A 17,580-nucleotide genomic window follows, 5' to 3' on the forward strand; every position below is an offset into this window, starting at 1 on the left:
AAGAAGCCTTTTTTCCGGCCCGGCATTTTCCTATATTGGGTCCAGCAATATAGGAAAGCCTGCCTTTGACGCCCCTCAATATTTCTCTTGGCGACAGCGCCCGCATCGCGATCGATAATCTCGCCGACCGGGCCGGTGACATGGTTCAGCCGACTTTAAGGCTCGGCGTGACTGGCCTGTCACGTGCCGGCAAGACCGTGTTCATCTCGGCACTGGTACATAATCTCCTGCATGGCGGACGCATGCCGATGTTCGAGGCGATGCGCGCCGGGCGGATTTCGGCAACGCGGCTGGAAGAACAGCCAGACGAACATATCGCCCGCTTCGACTACGAAACCCATATCGAGCGGCTGCTTGACGAGCGCGTCTGGCCGGAATCCACCCGTGCCATTTCCGAATTGCGCCTGACGATTGAATTCGAAAGCACCAGTCGCTGGAGCCGCTTATTGTCCCGTGGCAAGATCGCCATTGATATCGTTGATTATCCTGGAGAATGGCTACTCGATCTTCCGCTTCTCGGTCAGGATTTCTTCGAATTTTCCCGCAAAACGCAGGAGCTGGCCAGCCATGGCATCCGCGCCGATCTGGCGAAGGACTGGTTCGCTTTTGCCAAAGGCCTCGACTATGACGCTCCGGCTGACGAGAAGACGGCACGCCAGCTTTTCGAGACCTTCTCGACCTATCTGGCGGCATGCCGGGCAGATGAGCGCTCGCTTTCGACATTGCCGCCGGGGCGCTTCCTGATGCCGGGCGATCTCGAAGGCTCCCCGGCACTGACCTTTGCGCCACTTCCCGATCTGCCCGAAGGTCGGGCCAGGCGCGGCTCGCTTGCCGCGATGATGGAAAAGCGCTTCGAGGCTTACAAGTCCCATGTGGTCAAGCCCTTCTTCCGCGATCATTTCGCAAGGCTGGATCGTCAGATCGTGCTGGTTGACGCACTTCAGGCGCTAAGCCGCGGCAATGAGGCGGTCAGTGACCTTGAACGGGCGCTGTCCGATGTACTGGCCTGCTTTCGGCCCGGACGTAATTCCTGGCTGTCAGCCCTCCTCACCCGCCGGATCGACCGCGTGCTGATCGCCGCGACCAAGGCCGATCACCTGCATCACGAGAGCCACGACCGGCTGGAGCGGCTGACCCGCAAGCTTGTTGACGATGCAGCAAAGCGCATCGGCGCCTCTGGTGCCGGCATCGAGGTCATGGCGCTAGCTTCGGTGCGCGCCACCCGCGAAGCGACGGTGGAGAATGGCGAGACTATTTTGCCCGTGATCGTCGGCACGCCGATCGCAGGCGAGAAGATCGGCGGAGAAATGTTTGACGGCACCCGCAAGACGGCCATTTTTCCCGGTGATCTTCCCGCCAATCCGGATGCTTTCTTCCGCATGCTGAAAAAGGGCGGGGCACCGCAAAAGCCGCTGACCGAGATGAATGCCATCCGGTTCCGTCCGCCGGAACTGGAACCGGCAGACGAAGGCGGCGAAGTGACGATCCCGCATATCCGCCTCGATCGGGCGCTGCAGTTTCTATTGGGAGACCGGCTGCGATGAGCGACCAGAAAGACAGCCGCCGGCCAGCCGCCTTTGACCTTGAAGGTGCCGAAAAGAAGAGTGCGGCAGCGACGGCGGAACCGCGCCGGCCGCAGCATTTTGAAGCCCCGGCCGCGCAGCTGACGCCAGATGAAGACGACCCCTTCATCCGCGAGGCAATCGCGGCGGCGGAAGAAGACGTCGTTACCATGCGGCCTCGCCGCTTCACCTTCACCAAACTTGCGGCGTTTGCCTTTTCCATCGTGCTGAGCCTTGCCATCGGCCTGGCGCTTGATGATCTGGTACGCAGCCTGTTTGACCGTGCGCCTTGGCTCGGCTGGCTGGCGCTTGGTGCGGTGATCATCGGCGTTTCCGCCGTCATCGTGATCCTGGTGCGCGAGGCGATTGCCATTTTCCGCCTCGGCGCCATCCAGCATATCAAGCAAAGAGCGGCAGAGGCCCATGGCAGTGCGGAGCCGAAAAAAGCCCGCGCCGTCGTCCGGGAGCTTGAAACGCTGCTTTCAGCCAAGGCTGAAACCGCGCGCGGGCGCGAGAAGCTGAAACAGACCGAAGACGAGGTCGTCGACGCACCGCAGCTGATCGCGCTGGCCGAACGCGAGCTGATGGGCCCCCTCGACCTGAAAGCCCGCAGCCTGATCGTCGGCGCATCGAAGCGCGTCTCCGTCGTCACAGCCGTTAGTCCCCGCGCCGTGGTCGATCTTGCCTATGTGGCCTATGAATCCATTCGTCTTGTCCGGGCCATGGCCGAACTTTACGGTGGCCGTCCGGGATCACTCGGCATGTTCCGGCTGATGCGTGATGTGCTGGCCCACCTCGCCGTCACGGGATCGATAGCGGTCGGCGACGGTCTCGTGCAACAGGTGCTTGGACACGGCATCGCCTCGAAACTCTCCGCCCGCTTCGGTGAAGGCGTCATCAACGGGCTGATGACGGCGCGGATAGGCATTGCTGCCATGGATCTTTGCCGTCCCATGCCCTTCCGCGCACTGAAGCGCCCCGGCATTGGCGATTTCATCGGCGATCTTGCGCCCGGTTCGAAGCGCGACCTCGAAGGGCGGCCCGATCCGGCCAAAACCAAGTCTTAACCAATAACAGGCATGCTCTCATCTCCAAAACGGCCGAAACCGGTCGCCCACGCCATATTCGCGAGCGGGAGATGACCATGCCGAAATTCCAGACAGGGACGATCAGGCTCGCCGCCATCGCGCTTTTGATGAGCGGTCTGCCAGCCGCGGCCGAACCCGACGACAGCCCGTTCTTCACGGCCATCGCCGGTGCATGGTCCGGCAAGGGCGAGATCATCGGAGGCACGATGAAAGGAAAACGCTTCTCCTGTTCTCTCGACGGTAAGCCGCTCACCAGCCAGAAGACCGGTTTCACGCTGCAAGGCAGTTGCAGATCCGGCCTGTTCAGCAAACATGTCGAGGCTGTTTTCGAAAGAGGCGATCAGGGTTTCACCGGCCGCTTTCTCGACGGCGCTGCCGGGGAAGGCCTGGACGTCACCGGCGGCAGCGTCACCCCTCGGCAGGCGGTTCTCGATATCAGTCGCGAAGATATTGACGGCGCGCTGATCACGACCCTTAACGGCGATGACACGCTCAACATCACGATATCGCTTTATGGTACCTCACGACTCGTGCCGGTTATCGAGCTGTCATTGGAACGCCATCTCGATTCGCACACGGTCGGGTCAATCAGATGAAAAACAAAACACAATCCAAGATTTAAATTTTAGAATCTACACAATCTACTGAAACATAAACGCCAAGGCCAAGAGCGCAGCCAAAAATACGACCAAAAGTTGTTATTCTTTGCGTTCGAACGCGATTTCCTGCAAAGACAGCGCAAGCATAGCTGAAAAGCAACAATCAAGGATTACATTATATTTTGCTTCAATATAACTGACACATGCACGTTAAGTTTTTTTCTTAGTTAACCTTGTTATCGCCATAAAGAGTATTATTATTTATAGCACTATAACCTTGCATGATTTTTTTGGCGCGTCGGAAAATCCAACGGATTTTCAGCCCCTGAAGAACGGCGCGCCCTTGCCTCGCTTTTCGTCCCCCCATCGAAAAGCGAGGCTTTTTCATGCGCCATTGACGGAACCAACCCCGTATTGTCCGGAAATCAACCTTGACGTTCGGGAACGCGCACGACCAGGCCATCAAACTCGCCGGTCATCTTGATCTGACAGGACAGCCGCGAGTTCGGGCGAACATCGAAAGCGAAATCGAGCATATCCTCTTCCATGGGCTCAGGTTCGCCGACCTTCTCGATCCAGGCGTCATCAACATAGACGTGACAGGTCGCGCAGGCGCAGGCGCCGCCGCATTCAGCTTCAATACCGGGCACGCTGTTGCGAACCGCGTTCTCCATGACGGTCGAACCCTCCTGTACGTCGAGTTCATAAGGCGTATCGTCATTGGCGATAATTGTCAGTTTCAGCATTTTAAGGACTTCCGCATTATTTTCGTGGCATACATGACTATGCGCCTAATTCAGGGAATTCGGGGAAACAGTCAATATAATATGGCTGGTCCAGAGCCCGCTTTCGACCCGTCCACAGATCAGAACCGTGAACGAAGCAAAGGCCTCACAAAAGGCGCATTATGGTTAATATTTGTTAAACGTCGGAATTTGATTGGTTTTTGGACATCCGAATTCCGTTTAGGCTCGCTCAACCCGGTAGCGTCCGCCCCTGAACACCGGATCCTTGTTGTATGGATTTTGTGAATATGTCATTAGAAAACAGGGTAATCCCTTGAAATAGCAGACATTTGCCGTTTCAACAGGTCCCACGCAGGTTCTCCGGGCTCCTGCGAAGAAGGCCAAAGGCCGTCTTCACAAAGGTTCTGGCGCGTATCGGACGGGAAATGTTCCCCGATCGGGCGTGAAGCAGTAAAGTTAATGATCCAGACGCGATCTGCCCTGTCGACGGGGTTGGATGGCTGCGGATCGCGTGTCACGAGGCGTATTCATGGCTAAACAACTCGGCGAAACCTCGCTTGACGAGAAGGCAATCAGTGCATTGGAAGATGCCCTGGAGTTTGACCTGACCGATGGCGACGAACCGCAGCAAAAACAAGCCGACGCCACGGCCGGGCATGAGGAAAACGCGACAGGTGAAGACAGTCGCCAGGCGCAGGACGCCCCCGCGCGTCCCCCCAAGAACGAAGCCCCGCAACGCGCGACCTCGCATCGTCCCAAGTCTCCGGAATTCAAGCCCGCCAACGATCCGGGACGTTTTTCGACTCACAACATTCTTCGGGCTTTTGACAGCCGCTCGATCTTTCCGGTTCTGAAGAATGTTTCCATCGCTGCGGTGATCTGGCTGATTGTCGGCCTCGGCACAACAATGCTGATCTTCGGGTCAGAAATTTCCGCAGCACCGTCCCTGCGTGCCATCTTCGCCATCAACGGCATGGGCATCGCGCTCGTCCTCACCTTCATTCCGGTCTTCCTGCTCTTTGCCTCGACCATCATGATGGCGCGCGCCCGCGACATGCATGAGGCAGCCCGTTCGATGGCAGAAGTGGCTCTGCGTCTGGCAGAACCCGATGAAACCGGCGTTCAGCAGGTGCGCAGCGTCGGCCAGGCCGTGCGCCGTGAAGTCTATGCCATGAATGAAGGCATCGAACGCACAATCGCGCGGGCGACCGAGCTGGAAAACCTTGTTCATTCGGAAGTCAACGCACTGGAGCGCTCCTATGCGGATAATGAGATCCGCGTTCGCAATCTGGTGCAGGAACTGTCGGCCGAGCGTGAGGCGGTCATCAACCACGCTGCTCGCCTGCGCACATCGATCCTCGGCACCAACGACCAGCTGCGCAAGGATGTCTCCTCTGCCATGGACGAGCTGACCCGCACGGTCAGCACGGCCGGCGGTGGCGTTGCCGAAATGCTTGAAACGCGCGCCGCCCTGATCGAAGAACGTTCAAGCACCGCTGCGCAGAAGATCGAGGAAAGCCTCGACCAGCGCTCCGCATCGCTTCAGGAAAGTTTCGAGCGTGCCCATGCGTCGCTGTCTGACCTGTTCGAAAACCGCTTCGAATCGATCACATCGCAGATGACGGATAGCAGCCGCGCGCTGATCGGAGAATTTGAGACCAAGGCCGCCTCCTTCAGCCAGGATGCAGAGCGGCTGAATGCAAGCCTTGCCGAGCGCAACCGCGAACTCGACGATATTCTGACCAATCGTGCCCGTGCGCTTCTCGATGCCGCAGAGACCGGCGAAAAGTCGATGAGCGAGGCGCTCGACCGCATCATGGGCGGCCTTTCGGCCACGATCAGCCAGACCCAGGCGAGCTTCAACCAGCAGCTCGGCGAAGCCGGTGCCGAAATCGATCGCCAGATCGAGGAGCGCGGCAATTTCGTCGACCAGCGCCTCGAAGCCTCGATCACCCGATTCTCGGCCAATCTTGGCGATCGCCTGACAAGCTTCACCGACGGTTTCGATGAGCAGAGCAGCGCGCTTGAGAACAGGCTGGACAACAATCTCGGCCGGCTCAACCAGGCCATTGTGGAAGGCCGCTCCTCACTCGATTCGCTTCTGTCGAGTGCGCGTGACGATTTTGAGCAGCGCTTTGCCGACCAAACCATGGCACTCGCCGCCACGCTTGGCACAAGCGAGGACGCCATCGCCCAGACACTTGATTCCGGTGCCAGCCGCATCGACCAGTCGCTTGACCAGGGACATCGCCAGATCGCCGCATCGCTCGACACCGCATCGAGCAAGCTCGAAAACACCCTTTTCGAACGCTCCGATAGTTTCAACAAGAATGTCGAAGCCGTCGAAAACCGTATCGCCGCAACATTCGAGGAAGGCGGCAAATCACTGCGCGACGCCTATGAAGGTCAGCAGACCCGCCTGGAGGCCAGCCTGCGTGATGGCGCTGAGCGCATGGAACAGAGCCTCGACGGCCGCATCGAGCAGATCGACAAGAGCTTCGATGGCCGGGTTCGCGATCTCGACACCGCCCTTGGCGACCGCCTGATCGAGCTTGATTTCACCCTCGACACCAAGACCGACCGTATCGAACAGACGCTGGATGACCGCCTGACCAAGCTCGACAGCCATCTCGACGAGCGTATCGAGCACATCGGCCAAGGCTTTGACGGCCGCATCGAGAAGCTTGACAGCCGCATTGGCGAATTCGACAGAAGCTTCGACAGCCGCATTGAAAAGCTGGACGGCAACCTCGACAGCCGCATTGACCAGATCGGTCAGAATATAGACGGCCGTATCGGCCAGATCGACAGCCGAATTGGCGAGTTCGACAAAAGTCTCGACAGCCGCATTGAAAAGCTGGATGGCAATCTCGATAGCCGTATCGGCCAGATCGGTCAAAATATAGACGGCCGTATCGGCCAGATCGACAGTCGCATTGGCGAGTTCGACAAAAGTCTCGACAGCCGCATTGAAAAGCTGGACGGCAACCTCGATAGCCGCATCGAAAAGCTCGACAGCAATCTCGATAGTCGCATCAACCAGATCGGCCAGAGTTTTGACGGTCGCATTGATCAGCTCGACAGCCGCATCGGTGAGTTCGACAAAAGCTTCGACAACCGCATCAACCAGATCGGTGACAGCTTCGATGGGCGCATGCAGCAGCTTGACAGCACGCTTGGCAACCGCATCGGCCAGATCGGTGATAGCATGGACGGGCGTATCCGTCAGCTTGACGGCAGTCTGGATGAGCGGCTCGGTCGCTTCGACCAGAATCTCGATCAGCGTCTGAGCCACCTCGACACGCAAATTTCCACCGCTGACAGCCGGATCGACGCGACAATGGCGCGCGGCAGCAAGGCCATAGAGACGGCGCTCACCCAGCAGGTCTCTCAGCTGGAAAACACACTGGCTGAAGAAACAACCAATATAAGCGCCACGCTTGCGGCAACCACCAGCCTGCTTGAAATGTCATTCGAAGGCCGCGAGGAAGCCCTGCGCGAGATGATTGACAAGTCCGGCCAGGCATTGGACCAGCGCTTGCGCGGCTCGGCCGGTGCAATTGCAGAAAAGGTCGGCACCGCCGCCCAGCTGATCGGCCAGTCGGCAGAAGCCATGACCAGCAGGGTCGAAAACTCTTTCAACGGCATCAACCAGACGCTGACCGAAAATGCCGGCCGTCTGGATGAGCGAATCAACAGCCTCAATGCGCTGGTAAGCGATGGCACCCAGCGTGTTGAAAGCACGATCACGACCACCGGCGAAAAGCTCGATGACGCCCTGAGCCGCCATGCCGCTTCAGTCGATTATTCGGCGCGCAATGCCTCTGACAAGCTGACATCGGCCCTTTCGGACTACGCCCAGCGGATTGACAATGTCGGCGATGACGCCCGTAACCGACTTGACCACACGCTTGAAAGCCATGTCGGACGCATTGAGGCAACGACGGCTTCGGCGCGAGAGCAGATCGACGCAACGCTCAACACCCATACCGCACGGATCAGCGACACAGGCGAACAATCCGCAGCACGCATGGATCACCTCCTGTCGGCCCATGAAGAACGCCTCACCAACACCTATGCGGCCCACGCCGCGCATATTGGCGAAACCGGTGAGCAGTCCGCCAGCCGTGTCGACCAGATCCTCACCGGTCATGCCAACCGTTTCGACGTTGCCACTGCAAATGCGCAGAACCGTCTCGACCAGACCCTTGGCAATCACGCAACCCGGTTCGACGCCGCCGCAGAAAATGCCCAGACCAGGCTTGATCAGACCCTCTCCCACCATGCAGAAAAGGTGGAAGAAGCAAGCCGCGGAACCGCAGAACGCGTCGCTGGTGTGATGAGCGAACAGACACGGATGTTCGAACAGGCAAGCGAGAATGCCGCCCTGCAGATTTCCGACACGCTATCGACCCATGCCCGCGCACTTGCCGAGAGCGGTGAGCAAATTGATACGCGCCTTACCGGCATGCTGGATGAAAAGACCCGACGTCTGGAAAATGCAGGTCAGGCCGCAAGCGATCGCATGTCGGTGACACTGGAAAATCAACGTGCCCAGCTGGAACGCAGCATCGAAAGTGGTGCTGGCCATATCGGCGAGCGCTTCTCTTCTCTGGAGAACGCGCTTGATGCCGGCCTCAACAATGTCAACCAGGTGATGCAGGATCAGGTCGACCGTCTGACCGGCGATCTGCGCAGCACGCTTGCCGAAACCTCGGCCAGCATGAATGCCGGCGCCGAGCAGGCCCGCATGCTCCTGGAAGACGCCGGTCGCGACTTTGCTGATCAGCTTTCAGCAACAAGCGCATCCTTCATGCAGGGCCTCGAAAACAGCACAAGCAGCATTTTCAACCGCGCCAGTGACCTGCAGAACCGGCTGGCTGCCCAGGCAGAGGCCGCAGGCGAAAGCGCGAGCGAAAACAGCAACCGTATCGCCGAGATCATTGCGGCGACAATGCAGCGCATCGACAGCCAGGTTGGCGCCATCCGCCAGACGATCAGCAGCGCCGAACAGCAACTCACCGTTCGCACCGACGATCTGAACGCGATGATGAACACCTCCTCCGACAAGCTGGTCGAGGAACTGCAGAAGACCGAACGCAAGGTCGCAGAGCGCAGCGAAACCATTCGCGTCAATCTCAGCCAGCAGACCAAGGCCCTTGAAGAAACGCTCGGTGCCGTCGACCGTGCCCTGCAGGCGCGCAGCGCTGCAATCGGCACGACGCTGGACGAGCGCGCCCGCGACATGAATTCCATGCTTGCCGGCCATGCAAGCGACCTTAACAACCTGATCGAGCAGAAGGCACGGCCGCTGATTGCCACCTATGCCGGTACAGGCCGCCAGGCCGCCGAGGAAATCGCCCGCGCGGCAGCGGGTGCCGGCGACAGCCTGCGCAATGACAGCAATGCACTGGCAGAGAATGTTCAAGCGCTGATCAGCTCGCTCGGCATCAGCCAATCCCAGCTCAGCGAGATGATCGAGAAGGCCTCGGCCGACCTCTCCGTCGCCGATCGCCGCCTCGCCTCCACTGCGCAGCAGCTGATGGGAACATCCGCCAATGCCGCCGAAACGCTGGCACGCTCGGGCGAGATGCTCGACGACAAGATCGCAATGCTCGACCAGTCGAGCAGCGGCGCCCTGTCGGCGATCTCCGACATCGCCAGCCGGATCGACAGCCATTCCTCGATCCTCAGCCAGGCATCGGTGCTTATCGAAAGGGCACAGTCGGGCCTGTCTTCAACACTTGCCGAACGGCAGACGGCGCTCAGCCAGCTGTCGGAAGAACTTGCCAGCCGCTCCGGCGAAATCGAAACGGCCCTCAAGGCCGCAGCCGATGCCGTTGCCGCCTCGATCAGCGACACCCAGCGCAACAGCGAGGCGATGGCTACACGACTGCGCTCCGGCATTTCCACCTCCATGGAAGAGGTTGGCCGCACCGTTGCCGAAACGGGCAAGGCATCCGAGCTTTCCGCCCAGGCCATCCGCGAAACACTGAAAGGCTCGGTCGAGGACGCTGCCCGCCGCTTTGCCGGCGCGACGGAAGAGATCCGCAAGATTTCCGCAGAAATCCGCGACGAACTCGACAGCACACGCACTGCCGTCAAGCGCGGTATCCACGACATGCCGGAAGAGGCCCGCGAATCGGCAACCAATATGCGCCGTGCCGTCGAAGACCAGATCCGCGCCCTGAAGGATATCTCCGGCCTGATCAGCGCCTCGCGTCAGCAGATCGCACCGCCGCCGCAAGCGCAGCATGCGCCTGCCAGTGCCGCAGCGCCCGCACGCAGTGCGCCGAGCTACGACCGGCCGAGCATGAGCCCGCCGGCAGGTTCCCTGCCCCAGCGGCCTGCCATGCCGCAGGTCAGCGACGCACCGCAACTGGGTAGCAGCAGCTCGCCCGCATCCGCATCGCCGTCACTGTCGACGACGCCCGGCCAGATGCCCGCAGGTCAGCGCCAGGCCGCATCCGCGGCACCAAGCGGCGATGGATGGATCAGCGATCTCCTGCGCGCTGCAGCGCGTGAGGAAAGCGCCCCGCGCGGCGTTCAGTCCGCACCGCGCCAGTCCGCCGCCGACCGCAAGCCGAATCAGGTGGTCGACTCGCTCAATTCGCTGTCGGTCGATATCGCCCGCGCCATTGATCATGATGCATCGGTTGATCTGTGGCGCCGTTATCAGCAGGGCGAACGCGACATCTTCACCCGCCGACTCTATACGCTGAAGGGTCAGCACACCTTTGACGAGATCAAATCCAAATATGAGAGCGATCGCGACTTCCGCACGGCCGTGGACCGCTACATCGCCGATTTCGAGAAGCTGCTCGCTGATGTCATGGAGAAGCACCGTGACCGGGCCGTCGTCCAGACCTACCTGACCTCGGATACCGGCAAGGTCTACACCATGCTCGCCCATGCATCCGGGCGTCTTCGCTGAAGCTCAAAGCGGGCAATAAACGTGAAAGAGGCGCCCCGGGCGCCTTTTTTATTGCTGACAAAGTCCTTCAATTTGTCTGTTTGAGCGAAGAACCACCCCTCAGTCGTCATCCCCGTGCTCCTCACGGGGACCCAGGCTCTTCAGGGCATTGGATTAAAATACTCTTTCACCGTGCAGACGTACGGCGGCTGGATGCCTGCGGACCAAGCACAGGCATGACGTCAGCGAAGGGGGAAGCTTGTCAGCAGTCAGGAGGCGCCCCTGGCGCCTTTTTTATTGCCGGTCTATCACGCATGACGGCCGGGGCTGGCAAACGCAAAAAGCGGCCCGAAAGCCGCTTTCATCAGACGATTGCATTCACATAAAGAACATCCGCCAACCGATCCCGGCCTCACTGAGAAGCCGGATCGGTGCTAAAGAATCGAGACCGCCCAGGCCACGATCTCAGCGGTTGCCTGGGCCGAGGCCTGATCCAGCGCACTCACAAGCACACCATTGCTGGCCGTCGGATTGACGCCGACCTTGGTATCAAAGACCTTCTGCGCCTTGACGACACCACTGCGATCATCGACCAGCTTGACCGCGAATGAAACATTGGCGGCACCGCCACCGGCAGCATCGATCGAGAAATCACGAATTTCCACGACAAGCTGATAATCGATCGCCAGTCCCTGCCCCGGCATGCCGACACCGCCAAATGCTCCCGTCCGCTCAAGTCCAGCGACAAGATTGGCCTGGACGAGATTTGGCAGATTATCGCCCCATTGCGCCTTGGAAAGGTAGCGGATCTCCGAGCCGGGGAGCCGCACCACGATATCCTGGCCGGCCAATGCCTGCATTGCGCCGGGCGTTGGCACCAGAATCTGAAGCTTCTTTCTGGCGGCCGTCGTGGCACTCACCGCTGCAATTTCGGACGTTGCCGAAAGCGCAAAAGTGTCATTGGTAGGACGAACGGCGCAGCCTGAAACAAGAACAGCACCAAGCATTACCGCAAGCGCGGGCCGAGCCATTCGATACAGTCCTTGCCTTGTCGCCTTCACGTTTCTCATCAGTCCCACCGATCCGCTTTCCGGTTGCCCTTCCAGCTTTGCACTCAATCGAAAATTATAAAACATTTCAAGTTCGTGGCGCGCGATTGCGACACTATTCGTGATCCCCGGCCCGTCATCCGTCAATAGCGGCTGCGCCCGTCATAGGGTTTAACCGTCTGGCCACCGAAGATAAGCTGCTGCGGATCACGCGCTATCCCGGAAACCGTCCGGTCAAGCGTCGTAATGGTCGTGCGCAACTGCTCGATAAGCGCGTTGACATTCCGAAGCCCTGAGCCGGAGAAACTGTCGAGATTGTCAGCAATCGGTCCGATGCGGCTATTCAGCGTCTCTGCCACCTGCCGGACCGATTCCAGGGTCTCACGCGCCTCGACGGAGAGCGACTTGGTATCGTCGGAACCGAGCAGCGTATCAACCTTGGTCAGGATCGTATCGACCCGCGTCGAGGCATCATTCAGCTTCTTCGACAATTCACTCAGATTGGTGAGCGTGCTGTCAATCTGATCGCTGTGGGCGTTGACGTTGTCGGCCACTGATTTGATCGAGTTCACCGCAGCCTTGGCATCATTCATGGTCGAGGCCAGGTCATCCACCGAGCTGCCAACCTTTTCCGGATCAATCGCCGCCATGATATCGTTGATCTGCATGAAGGCCGACTGAGCCTGCGTGGCCATGCCCTTATAGGTTTCCACCGTCTTGCTGAACTGGTCGATCACTTCGTTCAGATGTTCCGAAGAAACGGCAACATTCTCGGTGATCTTGTCGGCGTTCGACACGATATTGCCGACCTGATCCGGGTTGACGGCGGCAATGACCTTATCAAGTCCGGTCAGCGTCTCGTCCAGTTTTCCGGACAATTGCTTGACCGTGCCGGACAACTCGCCAACGGTAGACAGGAAAGAATTGATATTATCCGAATTCTTGCTGAGGACGGTGGTGAAGTCCTGAATATTGTTCACCGTCTGGGTGAGCGGCGTGTTGACCGTGTTGATCATCCCCTGAACCTGGCTAATCGTGTCATCGACCCGCTTCATGATCTGATCAGCTGTTGCCAGAAGATTGGCCAAACTCGATTTGTCGGCCGTCAACGTGGCATAGGTGTCTTTATCAAGCGCTTCCTGCAAAATGTTGGGACCGCTTTCGCCGCCTGCCGAAAGCTCGATATAGCCGGAACCGGTCAGTCCTGACAGTTCCAGCTTGGCAACGGTTGATTTGTGCACCGGTGTATCAGCCTTCACCACTGTTTCGGCAATGGTAAATCGCGGATCCTGTGGGTCAATCCTGAGCTTGTTGATCGAACCGACCTGAATGCCATTGAACCGCACGGCAGAGCCGACGCTCAGCCCGTTGGCGGATCCGGGAATGCGCACCACCAGTTCGGCCATCGGCCCCTGCCGTCCGTATTGCTCGATCCAGTAGATGAAGCCGGCGCCGGCCACGAGCACGATCAGAACGAAAATACCGACGATGGAATAGTTAGCTTTGGTTTCCATATTTATCCGTCAACTGCTCTGGCCACTGGCCGTATTCTGGAAAATCGCCCGGGACCGCTTGCCCCGGAAGTAACTTTTGACCCAGGGATCATCATATTGAAGCATGGTGTCCAGCGTTCCCTCGACAAGAACCCGCTTCTTTCCGAGCACCGCAATACGGTCGCAGACGGCGCTGATACTGTCCAGATCGTGGGTCACCATATAGACTGTCAGCCCGAGCGTATCACGCAGACGCGCGATAAGGTCATCAAATTCGGCAGCGCCGATCGGGTCAAGGCCTGATGTCGGCTCATCGAGAAAAACGAGATCTGGGTCAAGCGCCAGGGCGCGGGCCAGCGCCGCACGCTTGATCATGCCGCCGGAAAGCTCTGAAGGATAGCGGCTTGCTGCTTCGGGCCGCAAACCAACCATTTCAATCTTCAGCCGCGCCAGATCATCCATCAGCGATTTGGGAAGATCGAGATATTCGCGCATCGGCACCTGGATATTTTCCAGGACAGTGAGCCCGGAAAACAGCGCGCCCTGCTGAAACAGAACGCCGAGCCGCATTTCAATCGCCAGACGCTGTTCAACGCCGATTTCATCGAAATCCCCGCCGAAGATCTTGATACTGCCGGCCTTGCGCTGGTTGAGCCGCAAAATCGTGCGCATCAGCACAGACTTGCCGGTCCCCGACCCGCCGACAAAGCCGAGGATCTCGCCGCGATAGACATCCAGATCGAGATTTTCGAGCACATTTGACGCGCTGCCAAAACCCACGGTCAGGCCCCGGACCGTCAGAATGGTCTCCCGCGTCTCTTCTCTTGTGCCGTTCTGGTCCTGATCCAACTGAGCCCTCAAAAATCGATTGCCGCATAGAACATGGCGAAAATACCATCAACCACGATCACAATGAAAATTGCCTTCACCACGGCAGCAGTCACCTTCTTACCAAGCGATTCGGCGCTGCCGCCAACCTTCATGCCCTCCATCGAGGCGACAATGGCAATGATAAGCGCCATGAAGGGCGCTTTGGCCATGCCGGAGATCACGGTCGACAGCGTCACTGCCTCATGCAGGCGCTGCATGAAGGTCTGGAAGGTGATGCCGCAATAAATGTCGACGACGATGGCCGCACCTGCAAGGGCGCTGAAATTGGCGACGATGGTCAACAGCGGAAGCGCGATCAGAAGCGCCAGCATGCGCGGGAAAACCAGCACCGCAATCGCATCGAAGCCCATCACCCGGAGAGCATCGATCTCCTCACGCATCTTCATCGCGCCGATTTCGGCCGTGATCGCACTGCCCGATCGCCCGGCAATCATGATCGCTGTCAAGAGGACACCGATCTCGCGCAGCTGCAGAATGCCAACCAGATCGACCACGAAAAGCTCGGCACCGAAATAACGCAGCTGGAACGCGCCCTGCTGCGCAATGATGCCACCGACGAGAAAGGACATCAGCGCGATGATCGGAACAGCACGCACGCCCATGTGATCAAGCTGCGAGGTTATGGACGCAAAATTCACACCGGAACGCCGGGTGAAAACATTGTAGAGCCCTACGAAAAGCGCGCCGAAATAGCCAATACCATCATAGATATCATGACCGGCGGCAACGGTGGAGCGACCGATCCGCTCGACGAAGCGATGGCCAAGGCTGCGATTGTCGACCGGCGGTTTTTCGGGCTCGGGAAGCTTGTCCGGGATCGCTTCCATCAGTTCCGCAATGCGGTCATTCATCTGACTGAGCTCAGGTTCAAGCCCGGCGTCCCGGCAATCATCCTGAAGCAGCCGGATCAGCCAGGCACCCGCCGTATCGACCTGGCCGATACCGGACAGATCGACAATCGCGTAAGAACCACCGGCGGATTTGAGCTCCGCTATCCGTTTCTTTCTCAGATCGAAAAACTGCCTTGAAGCGTGAACGGTCCACGCGCCTTTGAGGTTCAGCCGAACCTTACCCTCGGGGGCAGCCGTATCGATCTCGAATATAGCCTGCGCTTCTTCCGCCAATCGCAACTTCCATCCCTGCCCGGTCCGGTCTGGCCAACGGCCTGCCGCAGTCTCCGGTAATCCTCATATTCTGGCCAGCATCCGCCCGCCTATGCCTGTGTCAGCGGACAACAAGCCTGGCAGAGAGAATACGAACAATTGGGGCCGCGACCCGTGCGGCTACCTATCGGCCTATAAAGATAAGGCTTTTCATGGAGAAGGCAGGAATGCAAGCCCCTTTAGGAACCTGTCATTGTTTAATTTTCCGGCGTTGCTTCGATGTCGCTCCTGCACTCAGGCTGCTTTGCCAGCCGCCTTTAGAACCTGCTCGATCACCTCGCCACCGTCGAGAACAGAAGGCTCTTCCTCCGTCTCACCGGCTTCGCCGCGTATCTCATTCCAGGTAATCAGTTCGAAAGTGCCGTCGAAATGCTCGGCAATCGCGGTACAGCTTTCAACCCAGTCACCGGTATTGATATAGGCAATCCCGTCCATGTCCTCCATCACGGCATGGTGGATATGGCCGCAGATCACGCCATCAACCTCCTGCTTGCGCGCCTCTTCAACGACAACGCGCTGAAACTCGCCGATGAAATTGACCGCATGTTTGACCTGCAGCTTGGCCCAGGCCGAGAAAGACCAGTAGGAAAAACCGAGTTTGCGGCGCACAGCGGCAAGAACCACATTGATGGCGATTGCCGCGTCATAGGCCCAGTCGCCCAGATAGGCCAGCACGCGGGCATGGCGCACGACAACGTCAAATTCATCACCATGAATGACGAGATATTTCCGGCCATCCCCCGCCTCGAAGATCATCTTCTGCGCCACCTCGACACCGCCGAAATGCATGCCGGGAAAGTCCCGCAGAAACTCATCGTGATTGCCGGGAATATAGATGATGCGTGCGCCCTTTCGCGCCTTGCGCAAAAGTTTCTGAACCACATCGTTGAAAGGCTGCGGCCAGTACCAGCTGCGCTTGAGCCGCCAACCGTCAACGATATCGCCGACCAGAATGATCGTCTCCGCCTCATGATGGCGCATGAAGTCCAGGAGATAGTCGGCCTTTGCGGCCTTCGATCCAAGATGGACATCGGATATGAAAAGCGTTCTGAACTGTCTGGGTTCCATTGACCTGTCCCCGGCCGCATGATCATGGCGGCATCTATCGCTCAAAGGATAGGCACGTAAAAACAGAGTCGTGTTTCACCTTGATGACACGCGGCGGCCATGGCGGTGTTCTGTTGCGAAGAAGGCACAAAACCGCGTTAAATCGGCTACGCAGGCAGGCTCAGACGGGAAAATAGCGCACATAGGCGAAGGCGTGGCCATCCGGCGCCCAGTTGGGTGAATTCATCGTGCCCTGACCGCCATAAAGGCCGAACAGCGTTTTCAGATTGCCGCCATCCATATCCATCATCCGGATCTCGACCTTCTGGTCGCGCGGGTGATCGAAGACATCCGGCGCATAGGAGATCAGGATAACCCGGTCATTGGTGGGCGATGGGTGGGCAAACCAGTTGCCGTAATTGTCGGAGGTGATCTGCTCAAGCGCGGTACCGTCCGGATGGATGCGCCAGATCTGCATCAGCCCCGTGCGCGAGGAATTGAAATAGATCCATTGCCCGTCATACGAATAGTCCGGCCCGTCATTGCGCCCCTCGCCATGGGTCAGCCGGGTTTCCTCGCCGCCGGTGGCAGCGATCGTATAGATATCGAAGAGGTCGTCGCGGATGCCGCAATAGGCAAAGTGGCTGCCATCCGGTGACCAGCCATGCCAATAGGACGGCAGGTTCCTGGTTACCAGTTTCGGCGAGCCGCCTTCGACCGGCAGGGTATAGATCGCAGACTTGCCAAATTCGCACTTGTCCGAAATGGCGATTGTCCGGCCATCCGGGGAGATGCCATGGTCGTTGTTACATCTGACGGCGAAGCCCGTATCCATCGGCAGCAGCGTCGGATTGGCCTCGCCAAGCGAAAGGCAGAACAGACGGCCATCGCTGTTGAGCATGAGCCATCGCCCATCCGGCGACCAGTTGGGTGCCTCGATCAGATCCTCGGACTGAAACACCACCCGGGACTGTCCGCTCGCCAGATCGTAAATTTCAACGGAACTGCGCATCGCTACTCCCCTTCCGT

Annotated in this window: 11 protein-coding genes; 4 read left to right on the top strand and 7 right to left on the bottom strand. The window is 58.7% G+C overall.

The window, feature by feature from the left end; genetic code table 11:
* Positions 1-65 precede the first annotated feature (65 nt).
* The 3 genes from FJU08_RS13290 to FJU08_RS13300 all read left to right on the top strand — a co-directional run bounded on the left by FJU08_RS13290 (position 66) and on the right by FJU08_RS13300 (position 3,246).
* Positions 66-1,544 carry a YcjX family GTP-binding protein gene (locus tag FJU08_RS13290; protein WP_235890688.1) on the top strand — a complete coding sequence of 493 codons (1,479 nt, stop codon included), beginning with the start codon at positions 66-68 and terminating at the stop codon, positions 1,542-1,544.
* Complete coding sequence (locus tag FJU08_RS13295; protein ID WP_141149496.1) at positions 1,541-2,629, top strand: YcjF family protein; 1,089 nt, start codon at positions 1,541-1,543, stop codon at positions 2,627-2,629. Before FJU08_RS13290 ends, FJU08_RS13295 begins: the two co-directional genes overlap by 4 nt.
* 77 nt (positions 2,630-2,706) lie before the next feature.
* The gene (locus FJU08_RS13300) at positions 2,707-3,246 is read left to right on the top strand and encodes a hypothetical protein (RefSeq protein ID WP_141149497.1); all 540 of its coding nucleotides are present in this window, start codon (positions 2,707-2,709) and stop codon (positions 3,244-3,246) included.
* Between the two features lie 428 nt (positions 3,247-3,674).
* On the opposite strand, the gene FJU08_RS13305 is transcribed toward FJU08_RS13300, so the two are convergent.
* Positions 3,675-3,995: a 2Fe-2S iron-sulfur cluster-binding protein gene (locus tag FJU08_RS13305; RefSeq protein WP_141149498.1), complete on the bottom strand. Its 321-nt coding sequence runs from the start codon at positions 3,993-3,995 to the stop codon at positions 3,675-3,677.
* A 529-nt stretch (positions 3,996-4,524) separates the two neighbouring features.
* Here FJU08_RS13305 and FJU08_RS13310 point away from each other — a divergent pair.
* Positions 4,525-10,929 carry an apolipoprotein A-IV repeat region-like domain-containing protein gene (locus FJU08_RS13310; RefSeq protein ID WP_181409845.1) on the top strand — a complete coding sequence of 2,135 codons (6,405 nt, stop codon included), beginning with the start codon at positions 4,525-4,527 and terminating at the stop codon, positions 10,927-10,929.
* Between the two features lie 413 nt (positions 10,930-11,342).
* Here FJU08_RS13310 and FJU08_RS13315 read toward each other — a convergent pair whose 3' ends face one another.
* The 6 genes from FJU08_RS13315 to FJU08_RS13340 all read right to left on the bottom strand — a co-directional run bounded on the left by FJU08_RS13315 (position 11,343) and on the right by FJU08_RS13340 (position 17,563).
* Complete coding sequence (locus tag FJU08_RS13315) at positions 11,343-11,939, bottom strand: ABC-type transport auxiliary lipoprotein family protein (RefSeq protein WP_141149500.1); 597 nt, start codon at positions 11,937-11,939, stop codon at positions 11,343-11,345.
* 161 nt (positions 11,940-12,100) lie between these two features.
* Entirely contained in the window at positions 12,101-13,471 is a 1,371-nt protein-coding gene (locus FJU08_RS13320) for an MlaD family protein (RefSeq protein ID WP_141149501.1), read from the bottom strand.
* 9 nt (positions 13,472-13,480) lie between these two features.
* Positions 13,481-14,299 carry an ABC transporter ATP-binding protein gene (locus FJU08_RS13325; protein ID WP_141149502.1) on the bottom strand — a complete coding sequence of 273 codons (819 nt, stop codon included), beginning with the start codon at positions 14,297-14,299 and terminating at the stop codon, positions 13,481-13,483.
* A gap of 8 nt (positions 14,300-14,307) precedes the next feature.
* A complete protein-coding gene (locus FJU08_RS13330; protein WP_407943711.1) occupies positions 14,308-15,471 on the bottom strand; it encodes an ABC transporter permease in 1,164 nt (387 codons plus the stop codon).
* A 267-nt stretch (positions 15,472-15,738) separates the two neighbouring features.
* Positions 15,739-16,572, bottom strand: coding sequence for a UDP-2,3-diacylglucosamine diphosphatase (locus FJU08_RS13335; RefSeq protein WP_141149503.1), 834 nt, complete (start codon positions 16,570-16,572; stop codon positions 15,739-15,741).
* Between the two features lie 160 nt (positions 16,573-16,732).
* Positions 16,733-17,563: a TolB family protein gene (locus FJU08_RS13340; RefSeq protein ID WP_141149504.1), complete on the bottom strand. Its 831-nt coding sequence runs from the start codon at positions 17,561-17,563 to the stop codon at positions 16,733-16,735.
* Positions 17,564-17,580: the final 17 nt, after the last annotated feature.

It is taken from the genome of Martelella alba, assembly GCF_006516955.1.
Classification (GTDB): domain Bacteria; phylum Pseudomonadota; class Alphaproteobacteria; order Rhizobiales; family Rhizobiaceae; genus Martelella; species Martelella alba.